This is a genomic window from Serratia sp. BW106 (genome assembly GCF_002607755.1).
In the GTDB taxonomy this organism is placed as follows: domain Bacteria; phylum Pseudomonadota; class Gammaproteobacteria; order Enterobacterales; family Enterobacteriaceae; genus Serratia; species Serratia proteamaculans.
The window spans coordinates 88,958-113,927 of the sequence record NZ_MCGS01000027.1; the positions used below are offsets into that span (position 1 = coordinate 88,958).

Annotated in this window: 26 protein-coding genes; 14 read left to right on the plus strand and 12 right to left on the minus strand. The window is 56.3% G+C overall.

Features of this window, described 5'->3' with window-relative positions:
• Positions 1-108 precede the first annotated feature (108 nt).
• The 6 genes from nlpI (at position 109) to BEI65_RS18170 (ending at position 6,339) form a co-directional block, all read left to right on the plus strand.
• Complete coding sequence (gene nlpI, locus BEI65_RS18145; protein ID WP_099064500.1) at positions 109-993, plus strand: lipoprotein NlpI; 885 nt, start codon at positions 109-111, stop codon at positions 991-993.
• Between the two features lie 122 nt (positions 994-1,115).
• Complete coding sequence (yrbN, locus tag BEI65_RS27410; protein WP_223499600.1) at positions 1,116-1,190, plus strand: protein YrbN; 75 nt, start codon at positions 1,116-1,118, stop codon at positions 1,188-1,190.
• Positions 1,180-3,141 carry a DEAD/DEAH family ATP-dependent RNA helicase gene (locus tag BEI65_RS18155; protein WP_099064501.1) on the plus strand — a complete coding sequence of 654 codons (1,962 nt, stop codon included), beginning with the start codon at positions 1,180-1,182 and terminating at the stop codon, positions 3,139-3,141. The genes yrbN and BEI65_RS18155 overlap by 11 nt, the downstream gene beginning before the upstream one ends.
• A 146-nt stretch (positions 3,142-3,287) precedes the next feature.
• The gene (gene yedE, locus BEI65_RS18160; protein ID WP_099064502.1) at positions 3,288-4,502 is read left to right on the plus strand and encodes a selenium metabolism membrane protein YedE/FdhT; all 1,215 of its coding nucleotides are present in this window, start codon (positions 3,288-3,290) and stop codon (positions 4,500-4,502) included.
• The gene (gene yedF / locus BEI65_RS18165; RefSeq protein WP_004952879.1) at positions 4,499-4,738 is read left to right on the plus strand and encodes a sulfurtransferase-like selenium metabolism protein YedF; all 240 of its coding nucleotides are present in this window, start codon (positions 4,499-4,501) and stop codon (positions 4,736-4,738) included. Before yedE ends, yedF begins: the two co-directional genes overlap by 4 nt.
• Positions 4,739-4,899: 161 nt before the next feature.
• Complete coding sequence (locus tag BEI65_RS18170; RefSeq protein ID WP_099064533.1) at positions 4,900-6,339, plus strand: MFS transporter; 1,440 nt, start codon at positions 4,900-4,902, stop codon at positions 6,337-6,339.
• 44 nt (positions 6,340-6,383) lie between these two features.
• Here the strand turns inward: BEI65_RS18170 and BEI65_RS18175 are convergent, their stop codons facing one another.
• Entirely contained in the window at positions 6,384-7,397 is a 1,014-nt protein-coding gene (locus tag BEI65_RS18175) for a luciferase-like monooxygenase (protein WP_170925090.1), read from the minus strand.
• A 225-nt stretch (positions 7,398-7,622) separates the two neighbouring features.
• On the opposite strand from BEI65_RS18175, the gene BEI65_RS18180 reads away from it, so the two are divergent.
• From BEI65_RS18180 to BEI65_RS18195, 4 genes are all read left to right on the plus strand, one after another.
• Entirely contained in the window at positions 7,623-8,594 is a 972-nt protein-coding gene (locus BEI65_RS18180) for an HlyD family secretion protein (RefSeq protein WP_099064503.1), read from the plus strand.
• On the plus strand, positions 8,576-9,730 hold the full coding sequence (locus BEI65_RS18185; protein ID WP_099064504.1) for an ABC transporter permease: 1,155 nt from the start codon (positions 8,576-8,578) through the stop codon (positions 9,728-9,730). Before BEI65_RS18180 ends, BEI65_RS18185 begins: the two co-directional genes overlap by 19 nt.
• Complete coding sequence (locus tag BEI65_RS18190; protein WP_099064505.1) at positions 9,727-10,878, plus strand: ABC transporter permease; 1,152 nt, start codon at positions 9,727-9,729, stop codon at positions 10,876-10,878. Before BEI65_RS18185 ends, BEI65_RS18190 begins: the two co-directional genes overlap by 4 nt.
• 88 nt (positions 10,879-10,966) lie before the next feature.
• Positions 10,967-12,088, plus strand: coding sequence for a cupin domain-containing protein (locus tag BEI65_RS18195; protein ID WP_099064506.1), 1,122 nt, complete (start codon positions 10,967-10,969; stop codon positions 12,086-12,088).
• A gap of 90 nt (positions 12,089-12,178) precedes the next feature.
• Here BEI65_RS18195 and BEI65_RS18200 read toward each other — a convergent pair whose 3' ends face one another.
• Both BEI65_RS18200 and BEI65_RS18205 read right to left on the minus strand, forming a co-directional pair.
• On the minus strand, positions 12,179-13,057 hold the full coding sequence (locus BEI65_RS18200; protein ID WP_099064507.1) for a U32 family peptidase: 879 nt from the start codon (positions 13,055-13,057) through the stop codon (positions 12,179-12,181).
• Positions 13,058-13,068: 11 nt separating this feature from the next.
• Entirely contained in the window at positions 13,069-14,064 is a 996-nt protein-coding gene (locus BEI65_RS18205) for a peptidase U32 family protein (RefSeq protein ID WP_099064508.1), read from the minus strand.
• Between the two features lie 255 nt (positions 14,065-14,319).
• On the opposite strand from BEI65_RS18205, the gene BEI65_RS18210 reads away from it, so the two are divergent.
• Together BEI65_RS18210 and BEI65_RS18215 are read left to right on the plus strand one after the other, a co-directional pair.
• The gene (locus tag BEI65_RS18210) at positions 14,320-14,841 is read left to right on the plus strand and encodes an SCP2 domain-containing protein (RefSeq protein ID WP_085119498.1); all 522 of its coding nucleotides are present in this window, start codon (positions 14,320-14,322) and stop codon (positions 14,839-14,841) included.
• Positions 14,835-15,338, plus strand: coding sequence for a GNAT family N-acetyltransferase (locus BEI65_RS18215; protein WP_099064509.1), 504 nt, complete (start codon positions 14,835-14,837; stop codon positions 15,336-15,338). The genes BEI65_RS18210 and BEI65_RS18215 overlap by 7 nt, the downstream gene beginning before the upstream one ends.
• Here BEI65_RS18215 and BEI65_RS18220 read toward each other — a convergent pair.
• The 4 genes from BEI65_RS18220 to speFL form a co-directional block, all read right to left on the minus strand.
• Positions 15,325-15,633 (minus strand): GIY-YIG nuclease family protein, encoded by a 309-nt coding sequence (locus BEI65_RS18220; protein ID WP_157765460.1) that lies wholly within the window; start codon positions 15,631-15,633, stop codon positions 15,325-15,327. The two genes, BEI65_RS18215 and BEI65_RS18220, sit on opposite strands and share 14 nt — an antisense overlap.
• An 84-nt stretch (positions 15,634-15,717) precedes the next feature.
• Positions 15,718-17,043, minus strand: coding sequence for a putrescine-ornithine antiporter (gene potE, locus BEI65_RS18225; RefSeq protein WP_099064511.1), 1,326 nt, complete (start codon positions 17,041-17,043; stop codon positions 15,718-15,720).
• A 63-nt stretch (positions 17,044-17,106) separates the two neighbouring features.
• On the minus strand, positions 17,107-19,269 hold the full coding sequence (gene speF / locus BEI65_RS18230) for an ornithine decarboxylase SpeF (protein ID WP_099064512.1): 2,163 nt from the start codon (positions 19,267-19,269) through the stop codon (positions 17,107-17,109).
• A gap of 277 nt (positions 19,270-19,546) precedes the next feature.
• Positions 19,547-19,651, minus strand: coding sequence for a leader peptide SpeFL (gene speFL, locus BEI65_RS26865; protein WP_112347931.1), 105 nt, complete (start codon positions 19,649-19,651; stop codon positions 19,547-19,549).
• A gap of 434 nt (positions 19,652-20,085) precedes the next feature.
• Here speFL and BEI65_RS18235 point away from each other — a divergent pair, with 434 nt between their 5' ends.
• Together BEI65_RS18235 and BEI65_RS18240 are read left to right on the plus strand one after the other, a co-directional pair.
• Positions 20,086-20,520 (plus strand): YhbP family protein, encoded by a 435-nt coding sequence (locus tag BEI65_RS18235; RefSeq protein ID WP_099064534.1) that lies wholly within the window; start codon positions 20,086-20,088, stop codon positions 20,518-20,520.
• 46 nt (positions 20,521-20,566) lie between these two features.
• Positions 20,567-21,205, plus strand: coding sequence for an NAD(P)H-binding protein (locus BEI65_RS18240; protein ID WP_099064513.1), 639 nt, complete (start codon positions 20,567-20,569; stop codon positions 21,203-21,205).
• On the opposite strand, the gene phnP is transcribed toward BEI65_RS18240, so the two are convergent.
• The 5 genes from phnP to phnL are packed head-to-tail and all read right to left on the minus strand — an operon-like array spanning position 21,156 to position 24,961.
• Positions 21,156-21,938: a phosphonate metabolism protein PhnP gene (gene phnP, locus BEI65_RS18245; RefSeq protein WP_099064514.1), complete on the minus strand. Its 783-nt coding sequence runs from the start codon at positions 21,936-21,938 to the stop codon at positions 21,156-21,158. The genes BEI65_RS18240 and phnP overlap by 50 nt on opposite strands.
• Positions 21,939-21,952: 14 nt before the next feature.
• Positions 21,953-22,555 carry a DapH/DapD/GlmU-related protein gene (locus BEI65_RS18250; RefSeq protein ID WP_099064515.1) on the minus strand — a complete coding sequence of 201 codons (603 nt, stop codon included), beginning with the start codon at positions 22,553-22,555 and terminating at the stop codon, positions 21,953-21,955.
• Positions 22,552-23,121 carry a ribose 1,5-bisphosphokinase gene (gene phnN, locus BEI65_RS18255; RefSeq protein WP_099064516.1) on the minus strand — a complete coding sequence of 190 codons (570 nt, stop codon included), beginning with the start codon at positions 23,119-23,121 and terminating at the stop codon, positions 22,552-22,554. The genes BEI65_RS18250 and phnN overlap by 4 nt, the downstream gene beginning before the upstream one ends.
• A complete protein-coding gene (gene phnM / locus BEI65_RS18260; protein WP_099064517.1) occupies positions 23,121-24,257 on the minus strand; it encodes an alpha-D-ribose 1-methylphosphonate 5-triphosphate diphosphatase in 1,137 nt (378 codons plus the stop codon). The genes phnN and phnM overlap by 1 nt, the downstream gene beginning before the upstream one ends.
• The gene (gene phnL, locus BEI65_RS18265) at positions 24,257-24,961 is read right to left on the minus strand and encodes a phosphonate C-P lyase system protein PhnL (protein ID WP_099064518.1); all 705 of its coding nucleotides are present in this window, start codon (positions 24,959-24,961) and stop codon (positions 24,257-24,259) included. Before phnL ends, phnM begins: the two co-directional genes overlap by 1 nt.
• Positions 24,962-24,970 lie beyond the last annotated feature (9 nt).

The window sequence follows — 24,970 nt, forward strand, 5'->3', positions numbered from 1 at the left end:
CTCCCCGCCATGGGGTTGGGAGCTGTTCGTATCGCGCGGGTAGGATGCCTGCGTATTAGCAAACGGATGAGAGGATGTTCATCCAATGTTTGTCTTCGGGAGTGGGAAATGAAGCCTTTCTTGCGCTGGTGTTACGTTGCGACAGCACTCATGCTGGCAGGATGCAGCAACCATGATTGGCGTAAAGACGAAGTTTTGGCGATCCCGTTGCAGCCAACTCTGCAGCAGGAAGTGATCCTGGCGCGCATGGAACAAATACTTGCCAGCCGGGCACTGACGGACGATGAGCGTGCGCAGCTTTTATATGAGCGCGGTGTACTGTATGATAGCCTCGGGCTACGTGCACTGGCGCGCAATGATTTCTCGCAAGCGCTGGCGATACGTCCTGATATGCCAGAAGTTTTCAACTACCTGGGCATTTACTTAACGCAGGCAGGCAATTTTGATGCTGCCTATGAAGCGTTTGATTCTGTACTAGAGCTTGATCCAACTTACAATTACGCGCGTTTAAACCGGGGCATCGCTCTTTATTATGGCGGCCGCTTCCCGTTGGCGCAGGATGATCTGCAGGCGTTTTATCAAGACGACCCAAACGATCCCTTCCGTTCGTTGTGGCTGTATCTTGTGGAAAGAGAAATCGATCCCAAGAAGGCTGACGTAGCGCTCAAGCAGCGTTATGACAAAGCGAACCGAGGGCAATGGGGATGGAATATTGTCGAATTCTACCTGGGCAACATCAGTGAAAAAACGCTGATGGAAAGGCTCAAGGCAGATGCAACGGATAACACTTCGCTCGCTGAGCATCTCAGTGAAACTGACTTCTATTTGGGTAAACACTACCTGAGTCTGGGGGACAAGGACACCGCTTCGGCGCTGTTCAAACTGACGGTTGCTAACAACGTTCACAACTTCGTTGAGCACCGCTATGCATTGTTGGAATTGGCGCTGTTGGGCCAAGAACAAGACGACCTATCGGAATCGGACCAGCAATAGCTGACGAACAACTATCAGCCTGATATACATTGGTTTTTTGCCAAAGTTATCGCCTTAACGGGCGAGGGCTTTTTTGTTCGTTTTATAATCTAATTTGAGCCGGTTCACACTTTTCAATGAAAATGACTGAAAATTTTCTCGACGAGTTATGTAGACTGGCTGCCATTATTAATGAGGCACGTGTACATGACTACTGAGCTTGAAACCTCTTTTGCTGACCTGGGGCTGTCTGCTCCGATCATTTCTGCCCTGACCGATCTGGGCTACGAAAAACCGTCACCGATCCAGGCTGAGTGTATTCCTCACCTGTTGAACGGCCGCGATGTGCTGGGCATGGCACAGACCGGTAGCGGTAAAACTGCAGCATTCTCGCTGCCACTGTTGCACAACCTGAAAGCTGAGTTGAAATCACCTCAGATTCTGGTGCTGGCACCGACCCGCGAACTGGCGGTTCAGGTTGCTGAAGCAATGACCGATTTCGCAAAACACATGAATGGCGTTAACGTTGTGGCCCTGTACGGCGGCCAGCGTTATGACGTTCAGCTGCGCGCTCTGCGTCAGGGCCCGCAAGTTGTAGTTGGTACCCCAGGTCGTCTGCTGGACCACCTGAAGCGTGGCACTCTGAACCTCTCTAACCTGAGCGGTCTGGTGCTGGATGAAGCCGACGAAATGCTGCGCATGGGCTTTATCGAAGACGTTGAAACCATCATGGCGGAGATCCCGGCTGAACATCAGACCGCGCTGTTCTCTGCAACCATGCCGGAAGCTATCCGTCGCATTACCCGTCGCTTTATGAAAGATCCGCAGGAAGTGCGCATTCAATCCAGCGTCACTACCCGTCCGGACATCAGCCAGAGCTACTGGACTGTGCAGGGCATGCGTAAAAACGAAGCATTGGTACGTTTCCTGGAAGCTGAAGACTTTGATGCGGCGATTATCTTCGTGCGTACCAAAAACGCGACCCTGGAAGTGGCCGAAGCGCTGGAGCGCAGTGGTTACAGCAGCGCCGCACTGAACGGTGACATGAACCAGGCCCTGCGTGAGCAGACACTGGAGCGTCTGAAAGATGGTCGTCTGGATATCCTGATCGCGACCGACGTTGCTGCCCGTGGCCTGGACGTTGAACGTATCAGCCTGGTTGTGAACTACGACATCCCTATGGATTCCGAGTCTTACGTTCACCGTATCGGCCGTACTGGCCGTGCTGGTCGTGCCGGCCGTGCGCTGCTGTTCGTTGAAAACCGCGAACGCCGCCTGCTGCGCAACATCGAACGCACCATGAAGCTGACCATTCCAGAAGTTGAACTGCCGAATGTAGAACTGCTGGGTGAGCGTCGTCTGGCCAAGTTTGCCGCTAAAGTACAGCAACAGCTGGAAAGCAGCGATCTGGACATGTACCGCGGCCTGCTGGCTAAACTGCAGCCGGGTGAAGAAGAGCTGGAAATGGAAACTCTGGCCGCAGCACTGCTGAAAATGGCACAGGGCGAACGTCCTCTGATCCTGCCAGCTGATCCTGTGTTCAAACCGCGTCAGCGTCGTGAATTCAACGACCGTGACGACCGCGGTAGCGACCGTCGTCGTGACGCGCGTCCAGACAGCCGTGACGGTGGCGCTGAGCGTCCACGTCGTGAACGTCGTGACGTTGGCGAAATGCAGCTGTACCGCATTGAAGTGGGCCGTGATGACGGCGTTGAAGTTCGTCATATCGTTGGCGCGATCGCTAACGAAGGCGACATCAGCAGCCGTTACATTGGTAACATCAAGCTGTTTGCCGGCCACTCCACTATCGAGCTGCCAAAAGGTATGCCGGGCGAGATCCTGTCTCATTTCACCCGTACCCGTATCCTGAACAAGCCGATGAACATGCAACTGCTGGGCGATGCACAGCCGCATGAACGTCGTGAGCGTCCTGCACCTGCCGGTAACGGTGAGCGTCGTGGCGGGGCTCGTCCTTCCACCGGCGAACGTCGTGAAGGGGCAAACCCAGGCCGTCGTTCTTTCGGTGATCGTCGTGAAGGCGGTGCTGCTGCACCTGCCGGCAACGGTGGCGAGCGTCGTGGCGGTAACTTCAACCGTGACGGCCAGCGTGCCCCACGTCGTGATGACGCCGCTCCGGCTGCACCACGTCGTCGCTTCGGTGATGCATAACGCCTGATTTAGCCGTTCACGGTTAATCGGACTAAAAACCAGCCTTCGGGCTGGTTTTTTTATGCCTGAAATTCGCCGTTAATGGGCAGAAAATGGCGTATCATTTATAAGGTTTTTTTTTATGGATACTACGCACGGGAGATGCCATGAGTTGGCAGCAGTTTAAGTCTCAATACCTGGTGCGCTTTTGGGCACCTTTACCTGCGGTGATTGCCGCCGGGATCCTTTCTACCTACTACTTCGGTTTGACCGGGGCCTTCTGGGCGGTGACCGGCGAGTTTACCCGCTGGGGCGGCCACGTTTTGCAGTGGTTCGGTCTGCACCCCGAGCAATGGGGTTACTTCAAGGTCATCGGCCTTGAAGGGACGCCACTACAGCGCATCGACGGCAGAATGATCATCGGCATGTTCGCCGGCTGTATCGCCGCTGCGCTATGGGCCAACAACATCAAGCTGCGCCAGCCGCAGAACCGCATCCGCATTGTGCAGGCGCTGCTGGGGGGGATTATCGCCGGTTTTGGGGCACGCCTGGCGATGGGCTGCAACCTAGCGGCCTTCTTTACCGGCATTCCGCAGTTCTCGCTGCACGCCTGGTTCTTTGCGCTGGCGACCGCCGCCGGTTCTTACTTTGGTGCCAAATTTACCCTGCTGCCGATGTTCCGCATTCCGATCAAATTGCAGAAAGTGAAGGCCGCCGCGCCGCTGACCCAAAAGCCGGAACAGGCGCGACGTCGTTTCCGTCTGGGCATGGTGGTTTTCTGTCTGGCGATCGCCTGGTCGCTGTGGACGCTGTTTGATGCCCCGAAGCTGGGGATTGCCATGTTGTTTGGCATTGGTTTTGGCCTGCTGATTGAACGGGCGCAAATTTGCTTCACCTCGGCGTTCCGCGATCTGTGGATCAGCGGCCGTACTCACATGGCGAAAGCGATCATTCTCGGTATGGCTGCCAGTGCGATTGGTATTTTCAGCTACGTGCAACTGGGTGTGGCACCAAAAATCATGTGGGCTGGCCCTAATGCGGTACTGGGCGGATTGTTGTTTGGTTTCGGCATCGTCCTCGCGGGCGGCTGCGAAACTGGCTGGATGTACCGCGCGGTAGAAGGTCAGGTGCATTACTGGTGGGTAGGGTTGGGGAATATCATTGGCGCTACGCTGTTGGCCTATTACTGGGATGATTTGGCCCCAACGCTGGCCACCGACTACGATAAGGTCAACCTGCTGGAGACCTTCGGCCCAATTGGCGGCTTGTTGGTGACCTACCTGCTGCTGGCAGTGGCGTTTGGCGCCATGCTGTGGTGGGAGAAACGTTTTTTCCGCGCCAAACCCGACGCGCAGGTGGTTAATTTAAGGAATGTGTCATGAAACAAGCGGCGATAGTGCCGGATTACCGGTTGGATATGCTGGGCGAGCCTTGCCCTTATCCGGCCGTGGCGACGCTGGAGGCGATGCCGCAGTTGAAGCCGGGGGAAATCCTCGAGGTGATCAGCGACTGCCCGCAGTCGATCAACAACATTCCCCTTGATGCACGCAACCACGGCTATAAGGTGCTGGATATCCAGCAGGACGGACCGACCATCCGCTATCTGATCCAGCGCTAACCCAGGGGCGGCACCGACCGCCCCGTTTTTCCCCCTTCATTGCACAATCCCTCTCGCCACAAAGACCGGTAGTGTTTATACCAGCATAACCAAACACTGGCTGCCGTTGAAATTGAAGCGGATACTGGCCACTTGATGGGATTAACTCAATGGATGAGAAAATGAAAACACCACCACCTGCCATCCGGCTAGGCCGCGCGGGATTGATTATTTTACTGGCGGGGCAATTATTGCCGACGATCGACTTTTCCATCGTTAACGTCGGGCTGGATTCGATAGCACAATCGCTGGGCGCCAGCCCGACGCAGCTGGAACTGATTGTCGCGGTATACGGCGTGGCGTTTGCCGTGTGTCTGGCGATGGCCGGACGCCTGGGGGATAATCTGGGGCGGCGCAATCTGTTCCTGTGGGGCGTGCTGATATTTGGCGTCGCCTCATTGATGTGTGGGTTAGCTAACGCTGTCTGGTTTTTGCTGCTCGCACGGGTGTTGCAGGGGATAGGGGCTGCTTTGATCGTGCCGCAAATCCTGGCCACCATTCATGTGGGGCTGCGGGGCCGTGAACACACCCGGGCGCTGGGGCTGTACGGCGCTATCGGCGGGTTGGCGTTTATCGTGGGCCAGGTGTTGGGCGGGCTGTTGATCACCTTTAACATCGGTGGACTTGGTTGGCGCAGCGTGTTTCTGATTAATATCCCGGTGTGTTTGCTGGTACTGGCCTGCGCCTATCGTTGGGTACCGAATACCCGTGGGGAGAAACAAGTCAGTCTCGATCTGCCCGGCACCCTGTTACTGGGGTTAACTATTGCCTGCCTGCTGTTTCCGTTGGCGTTGGGACCGATGTGGCACTGGCCGTGGCAGTGTTTGGTGCTGTTGGTGGCCAGCGTTCCCTTGCTCTGGTTACTGTGGCAGGTTGAACGGCGTCAGGAGCCGCGGCAGAACTCCCCATTGTTACCGCCTGCCTTACTGCGTTTGCCAAGCGTGCGCTTCGGGCTGGTGCTCGCCATCCTGTTCTTCTCCTGTTGGAGCGGCTTTATGTTTGTGATGGCACTGACGCTGCAGGCCGGTGCCGGGCTGAGTTCGTTCCAGTCAGGAAATGCCTTTATCGCGCTGGGGGCGGCATTTTTTATCTCATCGCTGCTGAGCAGCAAAGTGGTGGAGCGCTTCGGTGAGATGCGAACGCTGATCTCTGGCTGTCTGATGCAGATAGCAGGCCTGTTGGCACTGATGCTGACGCTAAAGCTGGTCTGGCCGCAGCCGGGAGTCTGGAACCTGATCCCGGCGACGGTGCTGATAGGTTTTGGCCAGGCCTTTATCGTCAGCAGCTTCTTCCGTATTGGGTTGTCTGACGTGCCGACTGAGCATGCGGGCTCCGGTAGCGCGATGTTGACTACGGTTCAGCAGACCGCGTTAGGGCTGGGGCCGATCCTGCTGGGTACGCTGTTAGTACAGATGTTGCATCTGGAACCCGGCAACTACCTCAAAGCGGTACTGGTGGCGATGTTGGCTGAGTTTTGCCTGATGCTGGTGTTGCTGGGCCGGACACTGCAGTACCAACGGGCAGAACGTCAGCAGAAGCGGGAAGCGGTAAAACAGAGCTGACGGGGAGAGTCAGCGTGGGGGAGTGCTTTCCCCCACGGGCTTAATTAACCTTTCACCAAATCGCCCTTCACGGCGGCGACAATCTCAAACGAATGCAGCCGGGCCTGATGGTCAAAGATCTGGCCGTTGACCATGATTTCATCCGCCCCGGTTTCATTCAGTAGCGTCTGCAACCCGCTACGTACGGTCGCTTCATTGCCGATAACCGACATGCGCAGCGCCTGATCGACCCCGTATTGTTCCCCGGCGGTCCACAAGGCGTGGATATTGTCGACTGGCGCCGGCAAGGGGCCCGGCGAGCCGCGGCGCAGATTGATAAACTGCTGCTGCATCGAGGTAAACAGGAAGCGCGCTTCAGCGTCACTGTCGGCGGCCACCACGTTGACACATACCATGGCGTGCGGTTGCTGGCACTGCTCGGAAGGCTTGAAGTTATCGCGATACAGATTAAATGCCTGGAACAGCATCTCTGGCGCAAAATGGGAAGCGAAGGCAAACGGCAGGCCGAGCTGTGCCGCCAGCTGTGCGCTGTACAGGCTGGAGCCCAACAGCCAGATCGGCACGTGCAGCCCCTGGCCGGGTACCGCCTGCACCGGCTGACCCGGTTGGACATCACAGAAGTAATGCTGCAGTTCCTGCACGTCGCGTGGGAAATTATCCACTTCACCGGACAGATGACGACGCAGCGCCATCATGGTGCGTTGGTCGGTTCCGGGAGCGCGGCCCAGACCCAGATCGATACGCCCGGGATAAAGCGATTCCAGCGTGCCGAACTGCTCGGCGATCACCAAGGGCGCATGGTTGGGCAGCATCACGCCACCGGATCCGAGGCGGATGCTCTGGGTACCGGCGGCCAGATAGCCCAGCAGCACCGAGGTGGCCGCGCTGCCGATGCCGGTCATATTGTGGTGTTCTGCCAGCCAATAACGCTGGAAGCCCCATTTTTCGGCATGTTGTGCTAGATCTAAAGAGGCGTGAAATGCATCGCGCGGTTTGGCCCCTTGCGGAATAGGGGATAAATCCAATACTGAGACAGGTACCGCCGTTTTTTCAGTCATGACATCGTCCATCAAAGAGTTGATCGCTTAAAGGGCGATTGCAGAAGTCTGCAAACTACAAAGCCAAATGTGCTTTAAGTGTTAAAAGCATAATCCAATTTATGGTTATAAAAGAGGATATATGTGCTTGTGATATCCTTATGAGTAAAATGGTTTTTTTGGGAGCCGATTGAAATATGGACGTGATGATTCCACCCGCCGCTTATCGCTCAGGGAGCTGAGAGAATGAAAAAAAAGACGTTGTTTACCTTACTGTTGATGGTGGTGGCGGTCGCCATGGCGATCTTGTTCCGCGCGCATAATCAGGATTTGTTATTGCAAGGGGAAGTGGACGCACCGGAGGTGATCGTGGCCTCCAAAGCCAAGGGGCGAGTGATTGAACGGCTGGTGGAGCGGGGTGACGACGTAAAAGCCGCACAGGTCATGATCCAGCTTGATAGCCCGGAGTTGATGGCGCAACTGCGTTCTGCACAGGCGTCACGCGATGAAGCCAAGGCGCAGCTCGACCAATCTCTGCACGGTACGCGTGAAGAAAGCATCCGTAATCTGCGTGCCAACCTGGCGCAGGCCGAGGCGCAATACCGTAATGCGCAGAATGACTACAACCGTAACCTGAGCGTATCCGGCAAAGGTTATATTTCGAAGTCCGAGTTGGATAGCTCGCGCCGTGCACGTGATACCGCATTCCAACAGGTGCAGGCGGCCAAGGCCAATCTGGACGAAGGCACTAACGGCGACCGTATCGAACTGCGCCAGCAATATGCTGCAGCGCTGCGGGCGGCGGAAGAAAACCTGCTGCAAGTGAAAGCCCAGACGGATGATCTGCGGGTTGTAGCCCCGGTGGCCGGTGAAGTGGGGCCGATCCCGGCGGAGGTGGGAGAACTGCTGAATGCCGGCAGCCCGTTGCTGACGCTGATCCGCGTTCCGGATGCCTACTTCGTGTTTAACCTGCGTGAAGACATTTTGGCTCATGTTCGCAAGGGCGATAAGATCCAGATGCGGGTACCGGCGCTGAAGAACAAAATGATCGAGGCAGAGGTACGTTACATTGCGCCGCTGGGCGACTACGCCACTAAACGCGCCACCCGCGCTACCGGTGACTTCGATCTGAAAACCTTTGAAGTGCGCCTGTATCCGTCACAGCCGGTAGACGGCCTGCGTCCAGGGATGAGCAGCTTATGGCTATGGAAAGAGTAAGGGCCGGTTGGCGCTGCTTCAGCCACGCGTTTGACAACGAGTGCCGCGTTGCCTTCCGCAGCCCGGTGGTGCACTGGCTGAGCTGGATTTTTCCGCTGATCCTGTTTGGCCTGATCAGCAGCAACTTTTCCGAAGGCACCTTGCTCGATCTGCCGGTGTCGGTGGTGGATAACGATCACAGTTCGCTGTCCAAGTCGCTGACTCGCAGACTGGATGCCGGCTCTCATGCCCATGTCGAACTCTATGACGGCGGGTTGGCCGAATCGCTGCACCGTCTGCGTAGCGCACAGGATTACGCGCTGCTGTATGTGCCGCCGGATTTCGAAGCCAATGCGCTGGCGGGCAAACAGCCGAGCGTGGTGATGTACTACAACGCGTTGTTCTATGGGGCCGGGTTGTATTCCACCCAGGATTTCAGCGGTCTGATGACCGAGATTAACGCCAACTACCGCAGCATTATCGCCGCCGAGATGGGGAAAACCTTGCCGCCGCTGGCGGACGTGACGCTGTCGTACGGCAGTTTATTCAATGCCAGCGGCAGCTACATCTATTACCAGCAGTTTGCCGCCACCATTCACTTGTTACAGCTGTTTGTGGTGACCTGCATGATCTACGTGCTGGCACGCAGTAAATCGCTGCTGACGGCCCGGCCGTTCAGCCTGGCGCTGCTGGGTAAACTGGCACCCTACACCCTGTGCTTCACCAGTCTGTTGATGGTTGAGATTGCCGCACTGGTGGGCATTTTTGATGCCCGCGTCAGTGGCAACCCTCTGTTCATGCTGATGATCGCTTTCTTCTACGTGATGGCGGCGCAGAGCATTGGCCTGCTGTTATATACCTTTACCAGCACCACCATCACCGCCTATAGCCTGATCGCCATCCTGGTGAGTATTGCGCTGACCTTCTCGGGGATGGCGGTACCGGAACTGTCGATGCCGTTACCGGCACGCATCATCTCCAATATTGAGCCCTTGACCCATGCGCTGTATGCGATGTTTGACGTGTTCCTGCGGCAGGTACCGGCCAGTGCCATCTTCAGCGTTTGCGCGTTGTTGTTTGTCTATCCGCTGGTGGCCGCGCTGCTGGTGCGTAACCGACTGCTGCCGCGGTTGCAGAAAGAAGGGAACGCAGGATGAAAATCTACTGGAAAACCTTCGTCCGGGTGCTGTTGGGCATGCTGGAGCGGCCGATGTGGCTGATGCTGATCCTGTCGCTGTGCGTCATGAGCATGGTCTATGCCAACCGAACGGTGTGGGATCTGCCGGTCGGCGTTATCGATCAGGACCACAGCACGGCCAGCCGTGAATTGATCCGCCAACTGGACGCCACCTCGAAGATTGCCATCGTGACTTACGACAGCCTCGAGCAGGCAAAAAGTGACCTCGGCTGGCGTAAGCTGTTCGCGGTGATCATCATGCCGGTGGATCTGGAGAAAAAGATCCTGAGCGGCCAAAATATCGTGGTGCCGGTTTACGGCGATGCCACCAACCGGCTGGCCAATGGGCAGATCCAGCAAGACGTGGTGGCGGCCTATCAACAGCTCCTTTCCCAGTACAACAATGGCTTATTGTTGCGCAGTGGTTTCAGCGAACGCCAGGCACAGGTGATCCTGACGCCCATACAGGGGCAGACGCTGGATGTGTTCAACCCCGGCATCAGCTTTGCGGCGATTATCTTCCCCGGCCTGCTGGTGATGCTGTTGCAGCACTCGTTATTGATTGCCTGCGTACGTGTCAGCATTGCCATGAAGAGCATGCCCGGTGGCAAGCCACCGCTGGCGGCCCATTTGGGCGGGCTGACGGCACTGTTGCCGATCTGGTTATTCCTGTCGATCGTGCTGTTCGTCCTGTGGCCGTGGGTGCTGGGTTACCGCCAGACCGCGGGCATTCCAGAAATTTTGCTGCTGACCTTCCCGTTCCTGTTGGCGGTACTGGGGTTGGGTAAGTTGGTGACCGAGTGCCTGCGCAGCGTTGAAATGATCTACCTGACGCTGGCATTTATCACCACGCCGATATTCTATCTCTCCGGTACCATCTGGCCGTTACAGGCGATGCCGGGCTGGGTGCGGGCGATTTCCTATTGTATTCCCTCGACCTGGGCCACCAAGGCGGTTGCTGGGGTAAACCAGATGGGACTGTCGCTGAACGAGGTCTGGGGCGATGTGATGATGTTGCTGGTGCTGGGGATTATTTACACCCTGCTGGGGGTCGGCGTGGGTTTTGTGCACAACAGCGTAGCGCTGCGTAGCCTGCTCCGCAGACGGCAATCCAGCAAGGAGGGCTGAAGCCACCCTTTCCTTGACCCTTAACAAGGTAGACCGGCGCAGGCTCTCGCATAATCACGCCCGTGGATCCTCTTACTGGTGTGATTATATGGCTTACCAACTGAACCTGAACTGGCCCGAATTTTTAGAGAAATACTGGCAGAAAAAACCTGTTGTTTTGAAAAATGCCTTCCCGAACTTTGTCGACCCAATCACGCCAGACGAACTGGCGGGATTGGCGATGGAGTCGGAAGTGGACAGCCGTCTGGTCAGCCAGACCAATGGCGAATGGCAGGCCAGCAACGGTCCGTTTGAACATTTCGATGGCCTGGGCGAAACAGGCTGGTCCTTGCTGGCGCAGGCCGTGAACCACTGGCATGCCCCCTCAGCCGAACTGGTGCGCCCGTTTCGCGTTTTGCCAGACTGGCGTCTGGATGACCTGATGATCTCCTTCTCGGTGCCGGGCGGCGGCGTGGGGCCACACATCGATAACTACGATGTGTTCATCATTCAGGGAATGGGCCGTCGTCGCTGGCGCGTTGGCGATGCCTTGCCGATGCGTCAATTCTGCCCACATCCGGCGTTGCTGCATGTTGATCCGTTCGAACCGATCATTGATGAGGATTTGGAACCGGGCGACATTCTGTACATCCCGCCAGGCTTCCCCCATGACGGCTTCACCCACGAAACCGCGTTTAACTATTCAGTGGGCTTCCGTGGGCCAAACGGCCGCGACCTGATCAGCAGCTTTGCTGACTACGCACTGGAAAACGATCTGGGGGGCGCGCATTACAGCGATCCTGATTTAACCCTGCGTGAGCATCCGGGCCGGGTAGAAGAACACGAACTTAAGCGCTTGCGCTCAATGATGGTCGAAATGATCAACCAGCCGGAAGACTTTAAGCAGTGGTTTGGCCGCTTTGCCACCACGCCGCGTCATGAGCTGGATATCGCTATGGCGGAGCCGCCGTATGAAGCGCACGAGGTGCTGAATGCACTGATGGACGGTGAAACTCTGACCCGTTTGAGTGGCTTGCGTGTGCTGCACATCGGTGACAGCTTCTTCGTCAACAGTGAACCTCTGGACACCGTCGATGCTCGGGCGGCCGATGCGCTGTGTCGTTATACCGAGCTGGGTCAGCCAGAACTGGGCGATGCGTTGCAAAACCCGGCGTTTGTGGCTGAGCTGACAGAGCTGATAAATCAGGGCTACTGGTTCTTCAAAGAGTAGTTGCCGCTGTGCCGGGTGACGCTATGCTTACCCGGCCTACAAAACCAAACTCCCATCCTGTAGGCCCGATATTCTGTCGCGTGCCTGCGATTACGACACCAATTCCAGCCCGGCGACCCGCCGCCAGTAACCGTTGCAGTCGGCCTGATCGGTGAGGGTTAATGGCTGTGTGCCTTGCTCATTGGCACGGAAGCGCTCGACCAGCGCCAGCGTCTCTGCCCCCTGCGGCGACAGGCGCACGATGTCCACCAGCCCTTGCATACTGGTCAACTCGTTGCCCAGGTTGTAGCAGTAGCCACTCATGGTCTGAATGCCGTTGAGCACAAACACCTGCTGTTGTTCCTGTGAACGCATCACTCGCCCCTGTGGATACTTAATGCAGCAGGTTTCGCATTCATCCTTGGCGCGGTCTTCCGATCGTGCGGTAAAGCAGCGCGCCGAATAGGCCAGCGGCAGATGACCGTAGCTCAGTACTTCCACCTCAAACTGCTGGCGGAAACCCAGTTCATCGCACTGTTCCAGCAGCTTGACCAGCCAGTCGCGGGACAGCTCGACCGGCATACACCAGCGCGTCATGCCCTGGCGGTGCAGCAGGCGCAGGGTGTAGGCGTTGTAGCAGTTCAGCGCGTGGCCGGCGACAAACGGCAGGCTGCGTTCCGCCGCCATGTTCACGGTACCCAGATCGTTGGCTTCAATCAGGAATTCCCCGTTTTCCACATAGCGCTTCAGTTCGTTCAGTTCGGACGGTGCCTGCAGCAGAGCCAGAGTGGAGAGAGCCACCTGTTTACCGCTGCGGGCAATCTCCTGCGCCAGTGCCAGCCAGTCGCCGACCTTCATCTCGCGTCGCTTGGTGCAGACGCTCTCGCCGAGATAAATAATCTCTGCGCTGCTATTCACCGCCTGCCGGTAAAAATCTTCGACCTCGGTTTTCGGCCAGTAATACTGCACCGGGCCTAATGCGTATTTCATGCTTCCTCCTGCTACTGCCATTTACGGTGATAGGCACCGAGCGTGGTTTGAGTGCCTTCAGACACTGCACCCAGGGCTTCCATCCAGCCTGCGTCGGCCTGATAAGCGGCGGGGTCGGCCTGGCAGCGATCAATAGCCTGACGCCAGACGCGGGCCACCTGGCTAACGTAGGCCGGGCTGCGTTGGCGGCCTTCGATTTTCACCGAAGCGATATTGGCGGCCAGCAACTCCGGCAACAGTTCCAGCGTATTGAGGCTTGTGGGCTCTTCCAGCGCGTGATAGCGCACGTCGTCCACCAGATAGCGGCCCTTGCACAGCGTAGGGTAACCGGCATTTTCATCATCCCGGTAACGGTCGATCAGCACGCCATTCAGACGTGACTCCATGCCCTGCGCCGTTTGCTGCCAGCGTACGTAGCGTGCCGGAGAACAGGCCCCGACGGTATTGGGAGACTCACCGGTCAGGTAAGAAGAGAGGTAGCAACGGCCTTCGGCCATGATGCACAGGCTGCCGAAGGCGAAGACTTCCAGCGGCACCGGGCTGGTACGCGCCAGCTGTTTGACCTGATGCATCGACAACACGCGCGGCAGTACCACCCGGCTGACATCAAAATGGCGCTGGTAGAAACGGATCGCCTCTTCGTTGGTGGCGGAAGCCTGCACCGACACGTGGCGTTCCAACTGCGGATAACGTTCGGCGGCGTATTCCAGCATCGCCAGGTCAGCCAGGATCAGCACGTCGGCACCCAGTTGTGCCGCCATATCCACCGCGCGCTGCCAGCGGGCATAGCCGTCCGGGTGGGCGAAGGTATTGATGGCGATGTGCAGTTTACGCTTGTGGCGATGCACGTACTCGACCGCCTCCTGCAGCTTTTTCTCGGTAAAGTTGAGGCCGGCAAAGTGGCGGGCGTTGGTATCATCTTTCAGGCCGATATACACGGCATCGGCGCCGTTATCCACCGCAGCCTTCAGGGCCGGCAGGTTACCGGCGGGACAAAGCAGCTCCATAGATTTATCCTGACTCAGCCGTACACCCATGGCGGGCATAGACTGTCACAATGGTTGCCGGTGAGGGTCATCAACCGGCAAACGCTAATCGGGAGGCAATTTTAGTGAAAGCGCGGTGAACAGGTTTTGATTTGAGGCAGCTTCTGGCGTATTGATAAAGCTGGCGGCGAAATGCACTATTTGTTGATATAGAGCGCTTCAGCCGTACGCCACTGTGGCAAAATAGTGCATCTGTGTTGAAAGGAGTGAACGACAGTGTTGGAACAATTACGAGCGCGCATTGTGCGCCAAGGGCCGTCGCTGCTGCGCGTACCGCTAAAATTCACGCCGTTTGCTTTGCAGCGCCAGCTTCTGGAACAGGTGTTGGGCTGGCAGTTCCGTCAGGCGCTGGCAGATGGCGATCTGGAATTTCTCGAATCGCGCTGGTTGAAGATCGAAGTTCGCGATCTGGCGCTACACTGGTTTATGACGGTAGAAAACGACAAACTGGTTGTCAGCCAACACGCCGAAGCTGATGTCAGCTTCAGCGGCGACGCCAACGATCTGATACTGATCGCAGCGCGTAAGCAAGATCCCGATACGCTGTTCTTTCAGCGTCGGCTGCAGATTGAAGGGGATACCGAATTGGGCCTGTATGTAAAAAATCTGATGGATGCCATCGAGCTGGAAGCCATGCCTGCGCCGTTGCGCATTGGCCTGCTGCAACTGGCCGAGTTTGTGGAAGCAGGGCTGCAGGAGGGCACGGTGCAAACTTCCCGTGTGCCACTGACATGTTAATCCGCGTAGAAATTCCGGTAGATGCGGCAGGTATCGATGCTCTGCTGCGTCGCGCCTTTGGGCGAGATGACGAAGCTGACCTGGTACAGCAACTGCGTGAAGACGGCCTGCTGACGCTGGGCATCGTTGCTACCGACGACGAAGGTGGCGTGGTGGGCTATGCCGCGTTCAGCCCGGTGGACGTAGCCGGTGAGGATCGTCAATGGGTCGGTCTGGCACCGCTGGCGGTGGACGAAAGTCTGCGTCGACAGGGGCTGGGCGAAAAGCTGATTTACGAAGGGCTGGATGCGCTGAACGAGTTCAGCTATGCCGCGGTGGTGGTGCTGGGCGAACCGGCTTACTACGGTCGCTTTGGCTTTAAGCCGGCTGCTGCCTATGGGCTGCAATGCCGCTGGCCAGACACCGAGGCCGCGTTCCAGGTTTATCCCCTGGCGGAAGATGCCTTGCTTGACGTTAGCGGGGCGGTGGAATACTCCGAGCCGTTTAACCGGCTTTAACCTCAACGTCCGGCAGTAAATAATCCAACGAAAGAGGCGGGTGACTCACCAGCCTCTCTTTTTGCATTTTGCTCAGTTGCTTGACCCGATATTCCAGTCTCAGTGCCCTTGAACGATCCCCTGCCAGGCAGTGAAACGCCAGCACCAGTTCCCCTTTACCTCGCAGTGCCTTCGCACCCTTACCGGCCTGATGTTGCGCCAGCCGCCGAGCCACGTCGGTGGTGATGCCGGTATACAGCATGCCGCTGGGCATGCGCAGCATATAGAGGTGCCAGGTTGGGAGTATTTCGGTCATGAATATGCAGCAACTTTGATAGCCAGGGACGGAATATGATGGCATGTTCTCCAGCGCAATCCCATCCCCGGCGGTCAAGTTGTGTTACTGCTGTGAGCCTTTTTTCCCCACCATTTCGAAACGCGGTGAAACCATGCCGTACAGCGTCCAACCGAGGAAGGTGGCGATGGCGCCCCACATCATCGCTTCTTCACCGGAGCTGTAGAGGGCATAGAAACTGTACAGTGCGCCAATGCCGGCAATGATGTTGGCAATTCGCGCTTTTTTCTCCGGTACTTTCGCCACTTTCTGAATGATGATCAGCGCCGCCATCGACAGAATATAAGGGATGATATTGGTCACCACCGCCAGATTCACCAGCACGTTGAACTGTTTATTCAGCGACGGGCTGATGGTCATCAGCGACAGCACGCTCTGGATCACTACTATGGTCAGCATGCCTTTGACCGGTGCATCGGCCTTGCTGAGTTTGGAGAAAATTTTCGGGAAGAAGCCGCTGTCGGCAGAGGATTTGAATACCTGGGCGATAGTGAACTGCCAACCCAGCAGTGAGCCGACGCAGGACATGATCATCAAGGCCATGATGATCTTGCCGACCGTTGGGTTGAACATATGGGAAAACGCCAGACCAAATGGCGCGGTCGAATTGGCCAGCTCCATGTTCGGCACGATGCCGGCGATCACATTGGTCGAAACGATATAAATGACCGCGGCGCTGAGGGTGCCGCCCAGTACGGCGATTGGCACGTTACGTTCCGGGTTTTCCACCACGTCGGTGTTGGCGCAGGCGGATTCAAGCCCCAGGAACGCCCATAACGTCATGGAGATAGAGGCGCCAACGGCTTCAAAAGTCGGTACCGAGTGCGGGTTCCACGCGGCAATATAAGCGCTGCCGCTAAACCAGTGCCAGCCGACGATCGAGATCCCCACGACCGGGATAATCACGCCCCAGACGGTGACGCCGCTGATTTTCCCGGTGAGGCGCGCCCCGCCGAAGTTGGCGACGGTAGCCAGCCATAGCACGCCGATGGTGGCGATACAGATCCCCAGCGGCGACAGGTTGGCGCCAAACAGCTCGGTGCCATAGCCGACGGCGGAAATGGCGATGGCGATGTTGGCGATCAGCAGCGACACACCGTAGGTGTAGTTGGCCATGAAATTGCCGGATTTACCGAAGGCGTATTCGGCATATCCACCCATACCACCGGATTTGCGGCTGAACATACCGCATTTGGCGAAGGCGTAGGCCAGCGCCATTGAGCCCACGGCGGTGACCAGCCAGGAAACGATAGAAATAGTGCCGACTTCCGCCAGCTTGGTGGGCAGCATAATTATGCCAGAGCCCATCATGTTGACCGCCGTCAGGATCGTTAGCTGCACGACCCCCATTTTATTATTGGTCTTACTCATGATCATTCTCTCTTTTATAATACGATCCGGGCGGTGAATAGAATTCACCGCCTTGTAAGGTGATTAATTTTTCATTACGTAGCCGTAAGCGCGGTTCCAGCCATCTTCATCCTGCTGGATATACACGCCCTGTAATTCCGGTGCGAAGCCTGGCAATAAATTGATGCCTTCTTCCAATGCCAGGAAATAACGTTGAGCGGCACCGCCCCAAACTTCACCTGGGACCACACATAAAACACCTGGGGGATAAGGTAAAGCGCCTTCGGCGGCAATTCGGCCCTCGGCTTTGGCCAGTGAGACCAATTCAACATTACCGCGGACGAATTCGGTATTAGCGTCTTGCGGGTTCATCGCCACTCGTGGGAAATAGCTTTTCCGGAACATTTCTTTCTGCAGTTCTTTAACGTCGTAACTTACGTAGAGGTCGTGCATTTCCTGGCAAAGCTGGCGCAGGGTATAATCTTTATAGCGCTGCTGATTGTTTTTATAAACCGCAGGCAGAACTTCGCTAATTAACGAATCTTGCTCGACATGTTTTTCAAAGCGGGCAATCAGCGCCACCAGATGCTGCATTTTGGCGATGTCTTCGGCCGGGGTCAGCAGGAACAGAATGGAATTGAGATCGCATTTCTCCGGTACTATGCCGTTTTCGCGCAGATAGTTGGCCAGAATGGTCGCCGGAATACCGAAATCGCTGTAGTTACCGCTAGCCGTATCGATGCCCGGCGTGGTGAGCAGCAATTTGCACGGGTCGACAAAATATTGCGATTCCTCATAGCCTTCAAAGGCGTGCCATTTTTCACCGGGAATGAAGTTAAAGAAGCGCAAATCGTTAGACATTGTCTCGGTGTCATAAGACTGCCAGGCTTTGCCATCAATTTGGTCCGGCACAAAAGGTTTGATTAAGCTGCAGGTATCCAGCAGCATTTTGCGCGCTTCAATACCTACGCGAACACATTCTTTCCACAGGCGTCGGCCGCTTTTACCCTCGTGCATCTTGGCGTTGACGTCCAGTGCGGCAAACAGTGGGTAGAACGGGCTGGTGGATGCATGCAACATAAAGGCATTGTTAAAGCGTTTATGGTTGCAATAACGGTCTTGTCCCTTGATGTGCTTGTCTTTCTTGTGAATTTGTGAGGTTTGTGAGAACCCGGCCTGCTGCTTGTGCACGGACTGGGTAACGATGATCCCCGGGTCGTTTTCATTCAGCTCGAGCAGTAAAGGCGAGCAGTCTTTCATCATTGGAATGAACTGTTCGTAACCCACCCAGGCCGAGTCGAACAGAATGTAATCGCACAGATGACCAATTTTATCGACCACCTGACGGGCGTTATAAATGGTACCGTCATAAGTACCTAACTGAATGATGGCCAAACGGAAAGGCCTGGCTTCATTGGCGCGTTCCGGCGCTACTTCGCGGATCTGTTGGCGTAAGTAGCGTTCTTCAAAGCAGTGCGCGTCAATGCCGCCGATAAAGCCAAACGGGTTGCGAGCGGTCTCCAGATACACCGGTGTCGCCCCAGCCTGGATCAGCGCGCCATGGTGATTGGACTTATGGTTATTACGGTCGAACAGCACCAAATCACCGCGCGTCAGCAGGGCGTTGGTCGCGACCTTGTTTGAGGCGGAGGTGCCGTTGAGAACGAAATAGGTTTTATCGGCGTTAAAGACTTTGGCGGCATGTTGCTGTGCCGCGCAAGGCGCGCCTTCATGGATCAATAAATCACCCAGTTTGACGTCCGCGTTACACATATCCGAACGGAAAAGGGTTTCGCCGAAGAAGTCAAAGAACTGGCGTCCTGCCGGATGCTTACGGAAGAACTCACCGCCCTGATGCCCAGGGCAAGCAAAGGTGGCGTTACCCATTTCGACGTACTGGGTCAGCGTGTTAAAGAAAGGTGGCAGCAGTTCACTTTCATATTTTACCGCTGCGGCCTCCAGTTGCTTGCCGTAGAACTGGGTGTTCTTACCACAGAGTTCAAATACGCCATGCAGGGCCGGCAGGATGTCATTATCCAATTCTTCTTCACAACACACCGCAACGAACAGGGGAATATTCAGGCCAATTTCTTCGAGGTGCGCCACCATGCCTTGCGTGACGTCTTCCACCGACAGCACAATGGCAGCAATATCATTAAAATCACTCTGATGTACATCGACAACTTCGCGTGCTGTTTCAAAGCAGCTTAATGTTTTGGTATTAGCGGCAATTTTTAATTTATTCATTTTTATCATTCTTCAGGCAAAGGCATCCCATCGACAAGTTAATAATCTTGTCGTTAATACCTTCACTCAATAAAGGCATGAGGAGAACGAGGTAATGCTTAAAGGCATAACCTGAGTTCATTCTATTTTTGATTTTATTTCGTGCGTACCCTAAACAGTCATTTAGCTACACTATTTACCGGATAAATTAAATTGATGCCGATCCTGATTCTTCAGGATAAATAATTTAGGCGTAATGGTGACAGGCTGTTCAGAGTAACAACGAGAGAGGTGGGGGTTATCTGCAGTTAAAGAAGGCGAAGCTAAAGCAGCTACGATGGGCCATCATCATAATATGAGTGGTCCGTCTGATGTGTGCCATTTTACGGTTATTGTTTTCCATTTCTAATCCACCTTATGGAGTGAAAAGATGGCGCTATTTTAACGTGCTTCAGACTAAAATATGTGATGAGCGTCACGTAAATAGCCTGTTTGATAAATAACTATTCACTTGTTATGCAGTGGTTTGAATAAAAAATGATTTTGAGCATTTTTGGAGATGTAAATATTTTGATAAAAAATGAAGTGGTCAGAGCGGTAATTTTTACCGCGCCGTAGAATGAGCAAAAAAAAATGGATTTAAACCGGGTCTATGATGCCAAAATAAATCTACTTTGTTTTATATATGTTAGAAGGGTAATTATTCAAATTTTGAATATAAATGCAGTGAATGTGTTTATGTATTCCATTTTGTGTGGTGATGGAATTATCGTTATTTGTGACCGACTTCAACAACACAGGGTAAGATAAAGCCAGATAAAGAAGGGAGAATTGACCTTGAACACGACTGAAGAGCAGCAACAGATTGCACATTTCCTCAGCAAACAGCATGTGCTGACGCTGTGCGCCGGCAATGGCCTGGACATGTGGTGCGCCAACTGTTTTTACGTGTTTGATGCCGAGCGCATGCTGCTGTGGCTGATGACCGAAACCCATACCCGTCACGGTGAGTTGATGCTGCAAAATAGCCGGGTGGTCGGCACCATTGCGCCGAAGCCGAAGACCATTGCGTTGATCCGTGGCGTGCAGTATCGCGCCGAAGCGGTGATGCTGAGCGGTGATGAAGAACAGCATGCACGTGCGCGCTACTGCAAGCGTTTCCCGATTGCCAAAGTGATGAAAGCGCCAGTTTGGCAACTGAGTCTGCAAGAAGTGAAGATGACCGACAATACCCTCGGCTTCGGTAAAAAGCTGCATTGGACGCGGGCCTGACACAACACACTATACTTTTCAGAGCGATCAATTTGGCGGAGGGGATATGGCACGGGTATTCATTGTAGGGGCTACAGGGTTGGTGGGTGGCGAACTGTTGCGCCTGCTGCAGGCCGATCCGCAGGTCACGGCGATTGTGGCGCCTACGCGTAAGCCACTGCCGGTGCACCCAAAACTGGATAATCCTGTGGGTGATGATTTGTTCGCGCTGCTGACTGAGCAGGAGCAGCCGGTCGATATTGTGTTCTGCTGTCTGGGTACCACACGGCGCGAGGCCGGCAGTGATGCCAATTTTCACTACGTCGATTACACGCTGGTAATCGAAAGTGCGCTGACCGGTCGGCGGTTAGGCGCGCAGCACTGTCTGGTGGTCAGTGCACTGGGAGCCAGTCCGCGCTCGACCTTCCTTTACAACCGCACCAAGGGTGAAATGGAACAGGCGCTGCGTGAGCAGAACTGGCCGCGCCTGACGCTGGTGCGGCCATCCATGCTGTTGGGCGAGCGCTCGTCGCCGCGTTGGTTGGAGCGCCTGAGTGCACCCTTATTCAAATTGTTGCCCGGCAAATGGCGCGGAGTTGCCGCTAAAGACGTGGCGCAGACCCTGCTGGAGCAGGCGTTCAGCCCCGGCAGCGGCGTTAAGGTGCTGGAATCTGATCGGCTGCATTGTTACCGCAGTGCACGCTGAGATTATCGAACGCCAGCTCCAGGCCCGGCGGCAGCTCGTTGTCCATCAGCCATAAATCGAGATGGTGGCTGATGTGCGTCAGCAGGGTGCGGCCGGGTTGTAAGCGTTGCTGGGTTTCCAGCGCGCGGGTCAGATCGTTGTGATTGCGCGGTGCCTGCGGCTGGGGTGGCAGGCTGCAGTCGAGCACCATTAAATCGATGGGTACCCCACGCAGATAGGCTTCGGTCTCTGGTGGCAGACCAAGGGTATCGGTCAAATAGGCCAGCGATTTCCCTGCAGCCTGGATCAGGTAGCCCAGAGTGAGTTTCGAATGCTGCAGCGGCAGCGGAGTGATCTGCAGGCCGCCCAGTTCCAGCGTTTCGAAAGGTTTGAACGGTGGCTGAAACGCCAGAATACCCGGGTGTTTGAACAGATCGTCACAGCCCTGTTCATCGGCCGGGCCATACACCGGAATAAAATTTCCGCAGCCCCAGCGCAAAGGAAATAGCCCCTGTACGTGATCCATGTGGTAATGTGTCAGTAAAAAACGTTTAATTTCCCCCGCCGAAAAGCGCCGTTCCAGCGACGGCAATCCCGCATCCAGCAAGGTCGTTTCACCCTGAAATTTAAGCATTGCACTGCAAGCTCTGCGCCGAAATGCAGGCTCGCGCCGTGCCCGCTGACACACCAGACAATCACAGCCGAACACCGGGATCTGCTGAGCACCGCCGGTACCGAGAAAGGTCAGTTGCATGTCGCTACCCCCGATTATAAATACTTCTCCGCGAAGGCATGGATATCACGGAAATCCGCCAGCCGTTGTTGCAGCGTCTGATGATCCCAGTGCCACCACTGGCTACGTTCAATACGTTCAATCAGTGCGTCGTCAAAACGCATACCGATCTTCTTGGCCGCCACCCCGGCGACAATTTCATAAGGGGCCACATCCTTGGTCACCACTGCCGCGCTGCCAATCACTGCGCCGTTGCCAATGCTGACACCGGGCATCACGATGGCGTTATGACCGATCCACACGTCGTGGCCAATGGTCACGTGGTGCTCACGCCGCCAGTCGAAAAACGCCTCGTCATCGTCCCCCAGATCGTACTCCGACGCGCGATAGGTGAAATGGTGCTGGGCGATACGCTGGTAGGTGGGGTGGTTGCCGGGATTGATGCGTGCGTAAGAGGCAATCGACACGAATTTCCCGAGGGTGGCGTAAAAAATCTGGTTATGGCCGGCGGTGTAGGAGTAGTCGCCCATTTCCACTTCCTCGAGGATCGCATCGTCGGCCAGATGGACATACTGGCCGAGCCGGCTGCGGTTAAGCGTCACGTTGTCGCCGATTTTCGGCTGCGCCGGATCGTTCATGGCATGGCATCCTGTGGTTGTTTGGTGGAAGCGGGCAGCAGCGCCAACAGCGCTGCCAGGGTGTCATCAAGGTTGCCGTCGTTATCCAACCGGCTGCAAAGGGCGGGCAGTTTTTGCTGATACTCCGCCGCCCGCGCCAGCCGTTGTTCGATTTGATCGGCAGTTTCACGCCCGCGATTTTGCAGGCGCTGGCGCAGAACATCGCTGCTGACCTGCAGGCACACCGGCAGCAGCTGTGCACCATAGCGCTGCTGTGCCTGCGACAGGTGGGCTCGCGAGCCGTTGACGACCACGTCGATCCCCTGCAACAGCCAGAGATCCACCTCGATGCCAAAGGCGTAATGGTGCTGGTGCGCCTGCCAGTCGAGGGCAAATAACCCTTTGGCACGGCGGCGCAGGAACTCCGCTTCGCTGAGCGCAATATGGTTCTCGCAGCCGGCGTCTGCCGGCCGGGTGATATAACGGTGCGCCACCAGTGGCGCGCTGTCGGTATCGGCGCGCAGTGCGGCCAACAGGCTGTCTTTGCCCGAGCCGGAAGGGCCCATTAAATAGATAAGCTGCGCCATCAGAACACCTGCTTGCCCTGGCGCCACACGTTCTGCACGTAGATGTGCTCGCCGTGTGGTCGCGCCAACACCAGATCCGCCCGCAAACCTTCGGCGATAGTGCCGCGATCCTGCAGATCCAGCGCTCTGGCCGGGTTACGGGTGATCATCTGCACCGCCTGCGGCAAGCTGTAGCCGTTGCGTTCATCGGCCGCAATGCGAAACGCCGCATCCAGCAGGCTGGCCGGATAATAGTCGGAGGACAGGATATCCAACACGCCCAACGCCGCCAGGTGATGGGCCGCTACGTTGCCGGAATGCGAACCGCCGCGCACGATGTTCGGCGCGCCCATCAGTACCTGTAACCCCTGTTGGTGCGAAGCGAGCGCGGCATCTTCGGTGGTGGGGAATTCGGCAATCACGCTGCCCAGCGCACAGGACTCGCTGACGTGGTCGGCAGTGGCATCGTCGTGACTGGCGAGCGAAATTTTACGCGCCCGGCAATGGGCGGCGATCGCCTCACGGTTAGGCGTGGCCCAGCGGGCCGAAAGCCCGACCTGCTGCTCCTCATATTCACTCATCTGCTGGTCATTAAGATGGTATTTGCCCTGATAATACTCACGGTATTTTTCACGCGAGGCGAACTGGCGCTGGCCCGGCGAATGGTCCATCAGCGACACCAGCGACACGCCGGGCTTGTCCATCAACTGCTCGAACAGCGGCAGAGTGTTCTCGTTTGGCAGTTCGCAGCGCAGGTGCAGCCGGTGCTCGGCGCGGTTGACCCCGGCGCGCTGGCTATAGATCACCGCGTCGATCATTTTTTGCAGGTTTTCCAGCCGGTGGCCGCCGTCCCGAACGTCACCAATCGCCACCGCGTCCAGCACGGTGGTGATGCCGTTGGCTACCATCAGTGCATCATGGCTGCTCATGGCCGAATGTGCCGGCCAGTCGACGTTCGGCCGCGGGGTGAAAAACTTGTCCAGATTGTCGGTATGCAGCTCAATCAGCCCCGGCAACAGCCAGCCACCTTCACCGTTCAATGCCTGTGGCAACTGGCTTGGCGTATCGGCAAAGCTGCGGATCATACCGTCGTTGATCTCCAGCGATCCTTCGACGATCTGATCCTCCAGCACCAGTTTCACGTTATTGATGATCATCAGAGGATCTCCAGCGCCTGTGGCGCCTGCATGTCATGTAACCGGTCGGCGACCTGCTGACGGACGCCTTCATCATGGAAAATACCGACGATCGCTGCGCCACGTTGTTTGGCCTGCTCGATCAGCGCGACCACTGCCGCGCTGTTACGGCTGTCGAGTGAGGCGGTCGGTTCGTCCAGCAACAGGATCGGGTAATCGACGATAAAGCCACGAGCGATGTTCACCCGCTGTTGTTCGCCGCCGGAAAAGGTGGACGGTGCCAGCTGCCACAGGCGTTGCGGCACGTTGAGCTGGTTGAGCAGCGTCTCGGCGCGTTCACGGCATTCGGCGCGGTTGACGCCCTGTTCCAGCAGCGGTTGCATCACTACGTCCAGCGCGCTGATACGCGGGATCACCCGCAGAAACTGGCTGACCCAGCCGAGGGTATGGCGGCGTACCGCCAGGATCTGGCGCGCTTCGGCCTGCACCATGTCCAGCCATTCCCCCTGGTGGTTGACCCAGATATGACCGCTGTCGGGCAAATAGTTGGCGTACAGTGAGCGTAGCAGCGTGGATTTACCGCTGCCGGAATGGCCGTGCAGCACCACGCATTCGCCATTGCTGACCGTCATGTTGGCGTCGTGCAGGACCGGCAGTTGCGTGCCGTGCTGCTGGTGGAGCACAAAGGTTTTGCTGAGGTGTTCAACCCGGATTTGAATAGTCATTTATCATTA